Origin of the sequence: Bombella saccharophila, from assembly GCF_026385475.1 — a bacterium.
In the GTDB taxonomy this organism is placed as follows: Bacteria; Pseudomonadota; Alphaproteobacteria; order Acetobacterales; family Acetobacteraceae; genus Bombella; species Bombella saccharophila.
Map to the genome: position 1 here is coordinate 1 of NZ_JANIDW010000006.1, position 14,758 is coordinate 14,758.

A 14,758-nucleotide genomic window follows, 5' to 3' on the forward strand; every position below is an offset into this window, starting at 1 on the left:
CAGAAAATACCAAAAATTGGGGATTTACTCAATTTCAATGAAGGCAATTGCATTCGGAGGTAATGAGAACGAAAAGGAGTTTTGTCGAGTTAAACGATAAGAGAATGTGCTGTAACTTAACGAACTATTCTGTAATACGTTATATTCATGATGAGTGGGCGAAGGGGGAGATCCCATTTTATGCCAAAGTGTTAGTATTGGATCAGTTTGGGGATCATAATAAGTAATCAGAACGGATGAATATGTCTTAGTAAGGGTTATGGTGTATTCCTTTTCTGTTTTATCATCATCTTGATAATTCCAAACTACGGATAAAATCCTTCCTTTTTCGTCTTCTGTGGCGAGAATAGATTTACTATTTGTATTAAGTTTATTAGGAGAGAGTTTATTGAGGAAAAAGAATGCATGAAAAGAGGGCCTTGGAAGAGAGCCAAAATCTAACAATCCAAAATAACTTTGGTTGAATCCAGGTACGGGACCATTTTCTTCTATCAGTGTGTTAAAGGTCCAATAAGAGAATATGTCGATTTGACCAGCGCATTCATATATCATTTTTAATATGTAGGCCGGATTTTGTGACGTCCATTCCGTGATATAAAGAGGAATATTAGGACGAGAAGAAGCAGAGATTTTTTGTTTAGCATATTGAATGGCTTTTGGAATTACTTCAGAAAATGCGTAATGCACAGGTTTGTCGAAAATTTTTTCTTGAGGATCATGGTCATAAACATGAGAGGAAAGAAAATCAGGTCGAATATTTGCTTGTTGGCAAAATGTTAGAAAGTCGGATAACCAGCCCATTTGTGCAGTCGCTGGACCACCTACGGCAATATCTGGGTTGACAGATTTGATTGCTTTATATGTCTCTTCAAACAAGAGAAAGTAACTTCTTTGATCTTTGCTCCAAAAATTGATATTAGGCTCATTCCATACTTCAAATTTCCATGATTTTATTTCATAAATACCATAGCGATTTATTAGATGTTCAATGAGGTTTTTTATTAAGTGAGACCATTCTTTTGGGTCTTTGGGTGGTGATGTGTTTGCTTTATACCAAAAAATTGTATCATTCCCACTACGAAGTGGAGAAGGCATGAAACTTATTTCCACGAAAGGTTTCATACCCAAGTCAATAATACTATCGAAGATATGATCAATGTATAGATAATTTAAATTATATTCCCCATTACACGTATCTCTACACAAACCTACTTCATCATTTAACAAGCCGTGAAATCTAACTGATTTAAAACCACATGTCTGTTTAATGAATTTTAAATCATCCAACCATTCTTTTCGTAAGGCCTGGATTGCTCTGCCTGAACCTACACATTCCTTCCAATAAGGTGGAAAAGGGGATTTTTGTGTCGAAATAAGAATATGTTCTGATTGTTTGTTGAGAGTAACGTCTCCCCAGGAAGGTTTAGGGAGAAGAGCGGTTATGCAACTCATTAAAAAACTGCGTTTTGTAAGCATTCTTCTTTAACCTGCTAGAATGTTTCCGTGTCTGAGGCCAATAGCTTATTTTTTTTCAGGAAGAAATATTCCCATAATTCGCGGCAGCGAAAGATAAGTAGTTTCTCCTGACGTGTTAATTGCGCAAATGGCCGTTGAGAAAGTTTGTCCTTCCAGAAAAAGAATTTTTGTGGACGCGATGTAATGGATGCGTAATGCCTAAAGAAAAACCAGGAATTAGATAGAGACTCTTCAAATTTTAAGCTTTCAGGAACAATAGAATCATAGCGTTCCTTTATAACTCTTGTTCGTTTTACGACAAAAGGTTCATTAGTCTCAAAAGGGGTACTAAACCATCCCATTTTTTCCATCCATGGAAATCTTTGGCTTGTTGTTCGAATAATAAATGGAGCAAAAACCAGCCCAGATAAAGCAGGAATATACCAAACCCAAAGCCATACTTTAGACATATGAAGTATTTTCATTGTATGAGGTGTTGCAAGGGGTAAAATATACGTCAATACAATATATGTAAGAGACAACCCGAACAACGATACGGAGAAAAAATGCTCGAATACCTCTCTAAATGATAATGAACGGTCCTCTCTATTTTGTTCTCCCCATTGTATTTTTCGGCCTTTTATCCAATAAAAAAGAAATTTTGATATTTGCATCATGGTAATTGGTGCAATAGCCATACCGAAAATAATGGAGAGTATATAAGAGACTAACAGTTTGGAGAAACCGCCAAAACCAGATAGTTGGTTCTTTTTATAGAAATAGAGAAGATAAACAGAAAAACGCGCAAAAAATGCAAAAAAGAATAAAAAGAGGGAGGTGTCGAATAATAAGCTGAATTTCTCCCGCAGCATGTATGAATGAATAGGATGTTTAAGAACATATATCATGCCTAATATACTGCATACATAAAAAACAATGCCGATCCATGCGTTGAAATAGTGTAAAGAGGAAATAAAAAGATGCTTCATGCCCTCATTGGATAGGCGTTTCATACGGAAGACACGAAGCCAGAATAACGCCCCATACATCCAGCGTGTTTCTCGTTTCATGTCATCTACAAGGTTAGTTAATTGGTCTTCAAAGCTTTCTAAATAAGGTAATAACCAGACTTCGTAACCTGCTCCTTCAAAAAACGCAGCTTCGACAAAATCATGAGACAAAGGGCGTCCCGCAGGAAAAGGGGCTCTAGCTTCAAATCGAGGAAGAGCTGCAAATTTTTTAAAGGTTTCCACGCGAAGGATGGCATTATGTCCAAAATACTGACCTCGACCCATTCTGAAGTAATATTGACCGTAAAAACTTACTAATACGCCGAAAACAGAACCAAAGCTTTGCAGTCTAGCATATAGGGTACGCGTCATAATACCGTAGTAGGTAGTTTGTATAATGCCAATTTTATCATTACCTTCGATAATGCGCGCCATTTGTGATAGGGTTTCCCCAGGGACTAGACTATCGGCATCAAGCATTACCATAAATTTATATCTTTCTCCCCAGCGCATGATGAAGTCAGACGTATTGCCGATCTTAGCATCAATGTTGGAAATTCTATGCCTGTAAATAATTCGTGCATCTGGATAATCTTCTTTTAAAAGATGAAAAATATAATTCTCTTGGTAAATGATATTCTCATCGCGGCTGTCAGATAGTATTACATACTCAAAATTTTTATATTCTTTATATTGTCTGAGGTCTTCGATCATTGCTCCGAGCGCGGCACCAATGCGTCGAACATCTTCATGGTAAATGGGGAATACAAGTGCAACAAGCGTGTTATCATCTAGGTCTTTTTGATTATGAGAAGGGTCGTAGGGGTCTTTCTTTGGGCCACGAAGGGAGGCATATAGACCGAACCACATAGCAATAAAATATGAGGAGGCGATAAAGCCGAGAAGGAAACTACACGCGGCAAAAGGGATAATAAAATATACAGGAAAATGATACATCAATAAAAAGAACAACAATACGGCCGTAGAGAAACTATTAAAAATAAAAGTCAGGGATCGTATAAGAAGGGTTCTTCTACGGCTTGCCAGTTTCCAGTATTGCGTTTTATTTTTCATGATGTTTTTGTTAGAAAACAACATGCAGTAGTACCTTCTCCTTTATGGAAATATTTGAATTATCGTGCTGCGAAAAACGAGTGAAAGCGATAGACGGGGCTTTTCTGTCAGCAAACTCTTCCAAGGCCTTTCTTTTCAGTAAATCCCATTCGGCTGTTGAGATAGGCATATCTTGAGCGGATGAGGTAAGAAGAGAGGAGGCGTGATTGTCCAGTGAAGCAGGCATGGCTTTTCGTTCCTATTCTGATGAGGTAATTCTTAATAAAGAATTAACAGTTTCGTATTTATTAACGGATAGAGTATGAAAATTCAATAATTTATTAATTAAATATACTTAAAATTAAGAATCTTTGCTCCGTGATCAGCTAGAAGTGAGAGTAATTTCAACCTTTGGTTGTATTTATATTTACGAGCATTTGCCCTTTATAGAACCTATGCTCGTAAATAGTCGTTTTTATCTAACAGCGGCGGCTGACATACCTTGCCCAGCAATAAACATGAACATACCGAGCACTTGTTGCATTGTGACAGAGCGTGATACGGGGGCGTACACCATGTCTCCATCTTCAATTGGCATAATTTGAGAGGCTTCCATGCCTTCAACACGATCAAAATTAACCCTAAACATAATGGACTGATCTTTTTTTAGGATGAAGATCGCTCGCCCTTGTGCTGTTTGGGGGTTTAACCCATTAACGGACGCCATAACTTGCGATAGAGTAGGCGTTTGTGAAAATGCGCTCATGCGTGGAGCGGCCCATCCTGCCCCCAGGCAGAGGACACGTACGCTGGGTTTGTGCTGTAGAGCAATTTTATCGCCCGGTTGTAACTGAATGGTATGTAATAAGGCTGTTCTTAGGGGGATATCATATTCATGTCCTGCACGGGCGAGGAGAATATTCATACCTAAATCACTGCCGTGCAAAGGCTCACCCACGACATACCCCCCGGCTTGGGCAATAGCTTCTACAAGAGAGACCCCGCCATCATTCCAGTTAATAATGGTGGGTTTATTGACTGCCCCCATCACGATAATATTTTGACCATGGTTTACGTCAAATTGCAGAGATACCTCGACACTTTCAAATAAACGGGTCGCAGTTAAACGAGACCGAATAATATTTTGTGCCTGATGAGGTGTTGTATTTTTAATGTCAACAAAACCTGCATAGGGGATGTCAACTTTACCTTCTTTATTAACTGAATAGACCCCTATTTTGGACTGAGCAGGCGAAATAGACCCAGGGGAGGTGTTTTCGCTTGATTCAGATGCGGCGGCTTGTCCTCCGCCTTGCGTCCAGATGGTTATTCTTAGTTGATCACCCGGGGCAATTCTGGTTTCGGGAAGTCGTGAAAAGGGTATGTTGAGTGCAGAGAGAAGATCACCTTCTTGGCGCGCTTCGTTCATATTGACTGTTTTTGCGAGCGTTTGCGCGAGTTGGATATCAACGTCGATAAGGGGAGGGGCTTCATGATTTTCAGATTGAGTTTCGATGTAATCTGCATGAGGGCCGACTGAGGGCATAAACGCACACGCAGAGGTTGAGAGTAGGAGAGCTACAGATAGTGCTACTGTTTTTACGCTCTTTGTATTTAAGGGATGGATCTTAGGGGGAGTGACAAGGTAGCCAAGCATAATCATCTCACTTAATGATGAGGTATATGGCAAAGGAACATGCCAAAATAATGAGTGTCCACATTAGGGCGCGTGGTCGGGTTGCGTTGGTTGGGTGGATAGGGTTTTCAATGATGTCTATGTAATAAGCATGACGTACGGCATTCCTTTCATTTTCAAGTAAACTTTCTTCATCAAGCATAATGAGTTTGGTGTCTTGCTCAGCTTGGGCTTCAATACGCCCATATTCTTTGTAAATAGCTGATTTTTGGGCAATATCATTTCGCTGATGCTCGATTTCTTTATCGAGGGCGGCAAGTTGAATTCTCAAGGCCTCAATTTGTTGTCCCCGGGCAGCGAGAAACTCTGTAGCGGCGGCACGGGTATCGACGGAAATACGTTCCTTCTCGGCAGCAGCAAGACTATTGAGAACGACTTGATAATCTCCCTTTAGGTCCGAGATGCCTGCTTCTTTTTGTAATTTAGCGATTTTGCCCAAATCGGCACTTAAGCTGTTTTTATCGAGATCAATTTTTTGGAGGAGCATATTATGCTCCGCTTGATCTGATTTAATTCCGCTCTCTGCAAGTTCTTTCCGTGCAAGCTCTAAGAGGTCTTTATTGAGTGTCCATGAGAAATCAGATGAATATCCATCGACATTGATAGTAACCAACCCAGAAATATCATCAAGTTGAGCGGTGACATGTTTCTTGTAATATTCCCAAAGCCGCATTTGATTGGATGAAAACAGAGTGAGAGGCCCCCCAAAGGAAGAAGGCCAATCTCCATTCTGCCAGTGCTCTTTTAAACGTTCGGGGTGCAGCGCTTGGAAAGCATCCCAACTGGCGATGTATTGTGTAAGAACATAAGCGCCAGGCGAGGCCATACTACCGCCGAGACCTTCTGTAGCGGCGCTACCGCCGGACGTCTCTTGCCCCCCTGCCTCATAAACGCGGAGGATGGCTGTACTTTCGTAGCGTGGGGTGGCCCAGACAAATAAATAAACGGCAGCAATGAGCGATGGCCCACCGCATACCCACCAGAAGAGCTTCTTCTTGTAAAAAATCGTTCTTGTTTCCACGGGGCTTTCTCAACTTTTCACGGATGGGATGCTGTTAACTTATTATAAATTATTATGCAATATATTTTTAATTAAATCTTAAGGAATAAAAATCCGAGAAACCTTTTCCGAGAAAATTTCTTATGTAAAAAATTTAAAAAATATTAATTAAAGTTAAATATTTGAGATTTTTGTTTGTATTTTTCTCATAATAATAAGGGGTATATGTGTGATATATGGAAAAGTATTATCTCATAATAATTTTTAATATTTTATGAATACTTCATATTTATTGAATAATTTTAAAATGGTATTTTGTATCATATTTTATATGAAATGGTATTGCTGGGGTATGAATTTAGTATTCTTTCTATTTTGATTGTATTTTATTGATAGAGTTGATTGATGATTTGATTATTTTCTATGTGTTTTGTAATAGACTAAAAGTGTATCTGATAATTTTATTGTGGCGTGGGTAGTAGTCTCATATTTTGACGGGAGGAAGGGATGAAAACATCTTGCGGCATATTGGTGCTTCTTTGTTTGATTGGTGGAGCGATAGTGTCCCCGATTGCTAGAGCTGTTGAGGGTGGGCAAACGGCACCGGTTGTCATTTCTGGTTCGGCAGGGGGGTGGATGTATCGCTGTGTGTTCCCTGCGATCAATCCAGCACAAGGCCCTCAAGTCTGTCTGATGCAGCAGACTTTGGTGATGCAGGGGAATAAAGGAAAAACAGAGTCGTTGGGGGCTGTAATCTTAGCGCGCGCAACAGAGAGTGTGATGAATGATCCGCTTATAGGTCGGCCATGGCGGTTAACAACCATGGTACCGCTTGCGCTCTCTCTTAAAAGAAATGTGCGTGTCACGTTAGATGATAATGTTCCGATGACGTTGCAATGGCAGTCCTGTGTTGCATCGGGATGTATGGCTTCGTTGGATCTTTCTACAGAGCAAGTTGCCCAATTAAAAACAGGGAAAACGGGTCATATCGTGGTGGATAAGGTGGGACGAGGCACGTTGACGATTAACTTTGCCCTTGATGGCTCTGATGCGGCAATGCAGCAATTAGATGGTTGGATTCAAAAACCACCATTTCGCCAATAGAGTTATTAAGAGAGGCGCGCGAAAAAGAGGACTACATATAGTGGTAATTTTGCATTTTTATCACATTATGTGGTGATTCCTCATTCTGATTCGCCACTTTATAAGAAAAATTAATAATAGCTATAATTGGCAGTTTTCTCCCTTTTTTGGCTCGTATTAGGGGCAGAGTGAGGTGTGAAGCATTATCTTCTTGTTGCAACTGATAAGAGTTCTCATCTAACGTCATTCTTGAAGCAATTCGCAGAGAGAGGGAGAGGTCCCATGATCGGCCAGATCGTAGAACAGCACGGCACATACGGTATGCCCATGAGCACATTAGTACGGGAGGAGCAGACCGCCTTATGGGCCCTGCGTTATTTATTGGGGCCGCGTTGCTGGCGGCGTTCTAAATCTTTAGCGGGGTTAGTAGGACAAGAGGCGGAGCTTTTGCAGGAGCAGTTTCGGCCTTTGTTCCTCCAGGCGGTTTGTGCAATGCCGTCTTTAGAATACTCAGCAACGGAGTCTCATTTGTTAGACCTTCTTGCAGAGATGCAGAATATGCCAGAGGAGCAAACCATTCATACAGCGTTAGGGGAGGCGTTGATGCATCTCGGTCAGGCTCTGGCAGCGTATGGGTATTGGTTGCCAAAACGGGAAGCGAGTAAGGGGAATATGGTTAAAATGCCCATGCCTGCTTTGGCGCAAGATAATTACCCTGCACTGATGGAAGCCGCTGAGTAATAGATATAGCTGTCGAATGTGCTTAAGGCGGCGTATTCTAGCTTGAAACGGGGGCGGGGGCGGTGCTTCTATACAGGCTCTTTGTCACAAGCGGCCGGAGCCTTAGAGTGGAAGTTCAGTCCATCATCTTTCCAAACGGGATGCCCCTCCAATGTGGGGAGGTTATTGCTCCGCTGGAGGTGGCCTATCAAACTTATGGTACGCTCTCGCCAAAGCGGGATAATGCGATTGTCATTTGCCATGCTTTTACGGGAGACCAGTTTGTCGCCAGCCCGCACCCTGTTACGGGGAAGCCGGGCTGGTGGTCGCGTATGGTTGGCCCCGGCTTGCCGATTGATACAGAGCGTTTTTTTGTCATCTGTACCAATGTCTTAGGGGGCTGCATGGGGACGACCGGCCCCACGACTATGCGGGCGGGGACGGACAAACCATGGGGGAAGGATTTTCCCCCTATCACAATGCACGACATTGTGGCGGCTCAGGTGAAGGTGATTGATCACTTCGGCATTGAGCAATTATTTGCCGTTATTGGAGGATCGATGGGGGGGATGCAAACCCTCACATGGGCTACAGATTACGCTGAGCGTGTTTTTGCAGCTATGCCGATTGCGACCTCTCCCTTCCAATCGGCGCAGAATATTGCGTTTAATGAGGTCAGCCGGCAGGCAATTTATGCGGACCCCGATTGGCATGGGGGAGATTATCAAGCTCATGGGGTTATCCCAGCGCGCGGTTTGGCTGTAGCGCGTATGGTGGGGCATATTACTTATCTCTCAGAAGAAGCTCTAACGCGGAAGTTTGGGAGGGAAATACGGCCAGGAACAATGCCCGCCCCCAATTCGCCTTTAGCAGCGTTACCGTTTGGGGGGATGTTTCAGGTCGAAAGTTATCTGCAATATCAAGGCTCTAATTTCACACGGCGGTTTGATGCACATTCTTACCTGACAATTTCCCGCGCGATGGATTTCTTCGATCTCGGCAGTGAGCATGGGGGTAATTTAGCGGCAGCTTTTCAGCAGGTGCGGACGCGTTTTTGTGTTGTGTCCTTTAGTTCGGATTGGCTGTTTCCCACGGCACAATCAAGAATGTTGGCGCGGGCGATTAATCAGGCAGGGGGACATGTCTCTTTTGTGGAGATTGAGAGCGACCGTGGCCATGATGCCTTTCTGCTAGAAGAGCCGGATTTTGATCGTACAGTGCGCGGGTTTTTAAACGGCGCGGCACGTCATGCGGGCTTACCAGAGGGGAGGGATGATCATGCGGTTTGATCAAGAATTGATTGCGACTATGGTCGCACCGCAGAGTCGGGTACTGGATATTGGGAGCGGGGATGGCAGCTTGATTGACTATCTCTCCCGCCAAAAAGGCTGTGATGCCCAAGGCTTAGAGCTGGATATGAAGGCCGTGACTCAGTCCGTTGCGCATGGCTTGCCCGTTATGCACGGGGATGCGGATGAAGTTTTGGCGGATTATCCAGAAGATACATTTGACTATGTTGTCCTACAGCGCACCCTTCAAGCGGTGGAGCGTCCGCGTGAGGTTTTGCGGCATATGTTACGGATTGGGCGATCAGCTTTGGTCTCCTTCCCCAATTTTGGGCATTGGCGTTTGCGTTGGCATTTAATGCGCACAGGGCGTATGCCCATGACGGCGGTTTGGCCAACCCCGTGGTATGAGACATCCAACATCCATCCTTGTACGATTTATGACTTTTTCGCTTTATGTGCTGAGGATGGGTATGCGGTGCGGAATTGGATGGTTGTAAATGGGGATAAGCGGTCACGCGTGGCGGAGCGGTCACCTCATTTGGCAAATTTGTTGGGCGAACAAGCTTTGTTTCTTCTGCAAAAAGGGAGATGAAAAGCGCCTAGATGGGAGGAAAATATTTTTCTCTTGTTATAAGACAAAAATAGTCCTATTTAGAGGGGGACGAGATAACACTCCTTTAAGAGTGTGTGTTTTAGGCGTCCGTTTTATGCGGTGTTGCCAGATGGATGCTGGAATAACGCCGGTTTTTAAGGAAACATCATGAGCAGTTTTAACACGCTCGGTTTGGCAGCCCCCATTTTGCAGGCTTTAGATGAAGAGGGCTATAAGACACCAACGCCGATTCAGGCGGGGGCGATCCCTCATCTGTTAAAGGGACGAGACCTTTTAGGCCTTGCGCAGACGGGGACGGGCAAAACGGCAGCATTTGCTTTGCCGATTTTGCATTATTTATTGGAGACGCCTCGCAAAGCGACCCCGCGCGGGGCGCGTGTGTTGGTGCTGGCCCCTACGCGGGAACTAGTGGCGCAGATAGGCGATAATTTTGCGGCCTATGCGCGGCATATGAAGTTCTCTTACGCTGTGATTTTTGGTGGTGTTGGGCAGAATCGTCAGGTCGAAGCGATGAAACGCGGCGTAGATGTCCTCATCGCTGCCCCGGGGCGTTTGTTGGACCTTGTAGGGCAAGGCCATATCGACCTCTCCACACCGGAGATTGTCGTGCTGGATGAAGCAGACCGTATGTTGGATATGGGCTTTGTGCATGATATTCGTAAGATTGTAGCGCGCTTGCCAGAAAAACGGCAGACGCTCCTTTTTTCCGCGACTATGCCAGCCTCTATTCGTGACTTAGCGCATTCTTTGCTGCATGAGCCCGAGACGGTGCAAGTCACGCCGGAATCCAGCACGGTGGATCGTATTCGTCAGGCGGTTCTATTTGTCGATTCAGCTCAAAAGAAAGAAGCTTTGATGATGTTGGTCAATAATGACCGTGTCGTGCGGGCTGTTGTCTTTACGCTGATGAAGCATGAAGCCAATAAAGTGGCAGAATATCTCAGTAAGCATGGGATTCCCGCAGCGGCGATTCATGGCAATAAGTCCCAAGGGGCACGTGAGCGTGCCATGCAAGGCTTTCGGGATGGGAGTGTCCGCGTGTTAGTCGCCACAGATATTGCCGCGCGCGGTATTGATGTGGATGAGGTTTCTCACGTCTTTAATTACGATTTGCCGAATGTGCCAGAGGCTTACGTCCATCGCATTGGCCGTACAGCGCGTGCCGGTCGTGAGGGTTGGGCTGTATCCCTTTGTGAGGCAGAGCAGCGTGCATGGTTAAAAGAGATTGAGAAGCGCATCAGCAAGGCTGTGCCTGTGATTACGGACCATCCTTACCATTCTGATGACGCGCAGAACTCCACATTGCCGCCGCCTGTTTTAGGGGGAGGCCGTGGGCGCGGTGGTCGTGGCCGTGGTGGCTCATCCGGTGGGGGCCGTGGTCGCAGCCCACGGGCGGCGTCTACCCGTCCATCCTCCTCTGGTCGTGGTGGGGCAGGGCGTTCACGCGGGCGGCGGTCGTCCTAAAAAGCTTTGTGGTTATGTGTGTTATGCGTGGCAGCCCCGTTTTATGCGGGGCTGTTTTGCTATGGGGGTGCACCCTACGTTAGGGGGAGGTCATAGGGGTAAAGCTAAGGAGCATCAGATTATGCCAGCACAAGAGACGCATAAACCCGCAGAGCTTATCTGGGGCCATGGGCCGAAAAAATTAGAGGTCTTTTTAGAGCCAACATGCCCCTTTTGTGTGCGGGCCTCACGCAAGTTAATGCCCCTCTTAGCCCATGTAGGGGAGGAGGCTATGACACTGCATATTTATCTCCATTCCCAACCGTGGCATCTCTTCTCTGGCGTGGTGACGCGCTGCATTTTGGCTGCGGCTGCATTGCCAGAGGGGCGCGATAAAGCGTGGCAAACGTTGCGGAGTGTGGGGGATCATCGTGAGGAGTTCGAGTTCGCTCATCATTATGAGGGCGCGAATATGCACACCACGCCGGAAGAATTGTTAGAGCGGCTAGAGGTCTATACGCGACTTAATCTTGCGGTGCCATTCCGTCTAGCAAGCGTGACGGAGGCTATTAAAGCCCATACACGTTATGCACGGCACAATAAGATTCATGTCTCACCAAGTTTTATGCTGAATGGCACGTTGGATGAGCGTTTCCAAAGCGGGCAATCGGTGGAGGAATGGGCGGCTTTTTTGAAGTGAGCTAGCATGGTTACGGCGTCTTCATGGCGTTGTAACGCAGTTGCCACGAGATACGGTGTAGTGAGGCATATGGAAAAGATTTTTCATTTAAGGCGGTTTGTGATGAATTACACCGGTATTTTAGTGGTGATGGGGTGGCTGGGTGTTGCCGGTATGCCGGGTGTTGCTGGCGCATATGATGGTCAGTCCGTGCCTTTGGGGCATGTACAGCAGATCAGCGTTATACGGGGGCCCGGTGGCAGCTATGCCGGGAATATCGAGAAGGATGGAACCATAAGGGGAGAAGGTGGCAGCTATGCCGGGAATATCGAGAAGGATGGAACCATAAGAGGCGAAGGCGGTAGCTATGTTGGGAATATCGAGGAGGATGGAACCGTAAGAGGTGAAGGCGGTAGCTATGCTGGACGTATTGAGAAGGATGGAACCATAAGGGGAGGGGCTGGCAGCTATCTTGGAAGCATAGAGCGGGATGGGACTGATGGGGATGCCCCACTGTCTGACGCAGACCGGCAGGCAGGTGCTTTGATTCTGCTTCATCGCCTGCCTCACTGACCTTTATGCCGATTCATAGTGCGTGGCAGCCTTCTTCAAGATGTGAGGAAGGCTGTTTTTTATGTGCCAGGATGAAGCCTAGGGAAATTGAATCTCATTGCTTTGGCGAATGCGCGCCAGATGCGGGAAAAGCCGCTGGAAAGCAAAATGATGCATCTCCTCATCCAGCCCCGCGGTGAGGTCCTCTAGGATAATGACGTGATAGCCGTGTTCATGCGCGGCGCGGGCGGTGGATTCCACGCCCATATTGGTAGCGATTCCGCCCAGTACGATAGTGTTTATCCCTCGCCGACGTAGTTGGAGGTCTAAATCGGTTCCATAAAACGCGCCCCATTGATGTTTTGTAACGCGGAGGTCTCCCTCCCGTGCCAAATCGGGGACGAGTTCCGCCCAATGAGCGGGTAGAGATGTATTGGGGTCATGCAAAGGCTTATCGACAGGGGCGGATAGAGCATCTTTTCCATCAGCAGCAAAGGCGACATTAACCAGCACAACCATTGCTCCAGCGTGGCGGAAACGCTCCGCGACTATCTTGCTCGCAGCTACGACTTCAGCCCCGCTGCGTGGTGCTGTGGGCAGGGAGACAATGCCTTCTTGGAGGTCGATGAGGATAAGGGCTGTGCGGTGAGGGTCAAGCGTATGTGGCATAGAGGCCTCCTAATTACGAAGGGTTAAGTGGTAATTCATGTTGAGGAGGCGCAGCAAGAGAAAGCTATAAAAAGAAGGGGCCATGAGCCTTATGGAGGATGAGATGCACTATATTGGTCTTCTGCTGGTGATAGGATGGTTGGGCGTGATAGGGATGCCGAGTTTCGCGCGGGCCCATACGATACGCTATGAGGGCAGTGCTGATCCCGAGGCACATTTGGAGGTAATGAGCAGCGTGCAAGATGGCATAGGCCATTACGCAGGGACGGTAGATTCACACAATGACGATTCTGGCTTATCTGAGAATGACCAGCGGGGGCATATCAGTCTTGCAAGGGCTGCGCTTGTGCCATGGCAGCATAGGCCCCACCGTGAAGGGGAGGCGATGAAGCGTCTTAAGTGAGAGGAAAGAAAGGTTAGGGATATGCCACATACATCATCACATGAGCATAAAGCCCCCCATGCTAGCAGCTCTCTGCATGAGCTCGCCCGCAAGGCAATTCATTCGCCAAAACTGCTTACAAAGGATGAAGTGTTGGAGCTTGCTCATCACGTTCTCAAAACTGGTGAGCATGCGACAGAGGCAGAGCGCGAGATTGCTAAAAAGGCTCAGCATAACCCAGAAGGGCTAGAGGCCGCACAGATCACCAAGCTTGGAGAGCGCGCCCAGTACGACCATCGCGGCTGAAAACGTGCCGACTACCCTTACAAAACGCAACGGCTCGTCTTCTATTATAGGGAGATGAGCCGTCTTTGTAAGGACGACCTTACATGGCTCGTGGCGGATGGGGTGGAATACAAAATGGTGTAAAAATACACTGAAAATATTATACATCTTCTGTAATGAATATTCTGTTACCCTCATTATTACCCGCATTTTTGTAGGGTGAGGAAAAGGGCTTTGAGGGTGTATTAAGAGGATGTGTTAATTTTTCCCGTAAAAAATGAGGGCCGGACCTGAGTCCAGCCCGCCCATCTATTCAGCCCACGCCGCCGGTGTGGGACGTGGTGCTAGGCGTTTCTGTAGCTGTAGTGCTATCCCGTTTTTTCAACCCAGATAGCACTAGGGCCGTGCCGGTGAGGATAGCGGTTGCGCCTGCGATGACCTTACCGAGGTCGAATTTGACCTTGTTTTCCAGAAATGGCAGCGACCCATCTGCAACGGACGTTAGCCCCGCCGTGACTTTATCCACATTTGCGGAGCTTTTGCCTGTTGCTGCGGTGAACACGCTCTCGCCGGCGGCGATGAGGGCGGAGAGGGAGGGGGTTGTATCGGCCATGATAGGCTCCTGTTCAATTTTAGTGAGTGTTGGTTGGTGAGGGTTTAGTCAATGCGGCGGGGAGTCCCGTGCATTGCTGTTCTTGGCCCGATTGTTGGGCAGGTGGTTGGCCGCCCAGCCTATGTTGAAGGCAAGGATGTTCATCAGCCGGTATGGGACCGTCCAACGGGACCCCGCAGCGGGTGGGCGGATGATGGTAGAAAGTGCGGCGCATGA

At 46.4% G+C, this 14,758-nt stretch carries 16 protein-coding genes; 9 read left to right on the forward strand and 7 right to left on the reverse strand.

Annotated features, from left to right (window positions below):
- Positions 1 to 24 precede the first annotated feature (24 nt).
- The 5 genes from NQF64_RS08690 to NQF64_RS08710 all read right to left on the reverse strand — a co-directional run bounded on the left by NQF64_RS08690 (position 25) and on the right by NQF64_RS08710 (position 6,235).
- Entirely contained in the window at positions 25 to 1,476 is a 1,452-nt protein-coding gene (locus NQF64_RS08690) for a GH39 family glycosyl hydrolase (RefSeq protein WP_266107120.1), read from the reverse strand.
- A gap of 14 nt (positions 1,477 to 1,490) precedes the next feature.
- Entirely contained in the window at positions 1,491 to 3,563 is a 2,073-nt protein-coding gene (mdoH, locus tag NQF64_RS08695; protein WP_266107121.1) for a glucans biosynthesis glucosyltransferase MdoH, read from the reverse strand.
- A complete protein-coding gene (locus NQF64_RS08700; RefSeq protein WP_099027250.1) occupies positions 3,550 to 3,765 on the reverse strand; it encodes a hypothetical protein in 216 nt (71 codons plus the stop codon). The genes mdoH and NQF64_RS08700 overlap by 14 nt, the downstream gene beginning before the upstream one ends.
- 228 nt (positions 3,766 to 3,993) lie before the next feature.
- On the reverse strand, positions 3,994 to 5,064 hold the full coding sequence (locus NQF64_RS08705) for a polysaccharide biosynthesis/export family protein (RefSeq protein ID WP_266107122.1): 1,071 nt from the start codon (positions 5,062 to 5,064) through the stop codon (positions 3,994 to 3,996).
- Between the two features lie 118 nt (positions 5,065 to 5,182).
- Positions 5,183 to 6,235 carry a hypothetical protein gene (locus NQF64_RS08710; RefSeq protein ID WP_099027248.1) on the reverse strand — a complete coding sequence of 351 codons (1,053 nt, stop codon included), beginning with the start codon at positions 6,233 to 6,235 and terminating at the stop codon, positions 5,183 to 5,185.
- Positions 6,236 to 6,721: 486 nt separating this feature from the next.
- Between NQF64_RS08710 and NQF64_RS08715 the strand changes: the two genes are divergently transcribed.
- The 7 genes from NQF64_RS08715 to NQF64_RS08745 all read left to right on the forward strand — a co-directional run bounded on the left by NQF64_RS08715 (position 6,722) and on the right by NQF64_RS08745 (position 12,614).
- Positions 6,722 to 7,318, forward strand: coding sequence for an invasion associated locus B family protein (locus NQF64_RS08715; RefSeq protein ID WP_099027247.1), 597 nt, complete (start codon positions 6,722 to 6,724; stop codon positions 7,316 to 7,318).
- A gap of 261 nt (positions 7,319 to 7,579) precedes the next feature.
- The gene (locus NQF64_RS08720) at positions 7,580 to 8,038 is read left to right on the forward strand and encodes a hypothetical protein (protein ID WP_099027246.1); all 459 of its coding nucleotides are present in this window, start codon (positions 7,580 to 7,582) and stop codon (positions 8,036 to 8,038) included.
- Positions 8,039 to 8,145: 107 nt separating this feature from the next.
- On the forward strand, positions 8,146 to 9,306 hold the full coding sequence (gene metX / locus NQF64_RS08725; RefSeq protein ID WP_266107123.1) for a homoserine O-acetyltransferase MetX: 1,161 nt from the start codon (positions 8,146 to 8,148) through the stop codon (positions 9,304 to 9,306).
- Complete coding sequence (metW, locus tag NQF64_RS08730) at positions 9,296 to 9,898, forward strand: methionine biosynthesis protein MetW (RefSeq protein WP_099027273.1); 603 nt, start codon at positions 9,296 to 9,298, stop codon at positions 9,896 to 9,898. The genes metX and metW overlap by 11 nt, the downstream gene beginning before the upstream one ends.
- 168 nt (positions 9,899 to 10,066) lie before the next feature.
- A complete protein-coding gene (locus NQF64_RS08735; protein ID WP_266107124.1) occupies positions 10,067 to 11,383 on the forward strand; it encodes a DEAD/DEAH box helicase in 1,317 nt (438 codons plus the stop codon).
- 121 nt (positions 11,384 to 11,504) lie between these two features.
- On the forward strand, positions 11,505 to 12,062 hold the full coding sequence (locus tag NQF64_RS08740; protein ID WP_266107125.1) for a DsbA family protein: 558 nt from the start codon (positions 11,505 to 11,507) through the stop codon (positions 12,060 to 12,062).
- 69 nt (positions 12,063 to 12,131) lie between these two features.
- The gene (locus tag NQF64_RS08745; RefSeq protein WP_266107126.1) at positions 12,132 to 12,614 is read left to right on the forward strand and encodes a hypothetical protein; all 483 of its coding nucleotides are present in this window, start codon (positions 12,132 to 12,134) and stop codon (positions 12,612 to 12,614) included.
- 78 nt (positions 12,615 to 12,692) lie between these two features.
- On the opposite strand, the gene NQF64_RS08750 is transcribed toward NQF64_RS08745, so the two are convergent.
- A complete protein-coding gene (locus tag NQF64_RS08750; protein WP_266107127.1) occupies positions 12,693 to 13,262 on the reverse strand; it encodes a hydrolase in 570 nt (189 codons plus the stop codon).
- An 82-nt stretch (positions 13,263 to 13,344) separates the two neighbouring features.
- Here NQF64_RS08750 and NQF64_RS08755 point away from each other — a divergent pair, with 82 nt between their 5' ends.
- Complete coding sequence (locus tag NQF64_RS08755) at positions 13,345 to 13,665, forward strand: hypothetical protein (RefSeq protein WP_266107128.1); 321 nt, start codon at positions 13,345 to 13,347, stop codon at positions 13,663 to 13,665.
- 21 nt (positions 13,666 to 13,686) lie between these two features.
- Positions 13,687 to 13,950, forward strand: a complete 264-nt coding sequence (locus NQF64_RS08760; RefSeq protein ID WP_099027240.1) for a hypothetical protein — start codon at positions 13,687 to 13,689, stop codon at positions 13,948 to 13,950.
- A 292-nt stretch (positions 13,951 to 14,242) separates the two neighbouring features.
- Here NQF64_RS08760 and NQF64_RS08765 read toward each other — a convergent pair whose 3' ends face one another.
- On the reverse strand, positions 14,243 to 14,542 hold the full coding sequence (locus tag NQF64_RS08765; protein WP_266107129.1) for a hypothetical protein: 300 nt from the start codon (positions 14,540 to 14,542) through the stop codon (positions 14,243 to 14,245).
- Between the last annotated feature and the right edge of the window lie 216 nt (positions 14,543 to 14,758).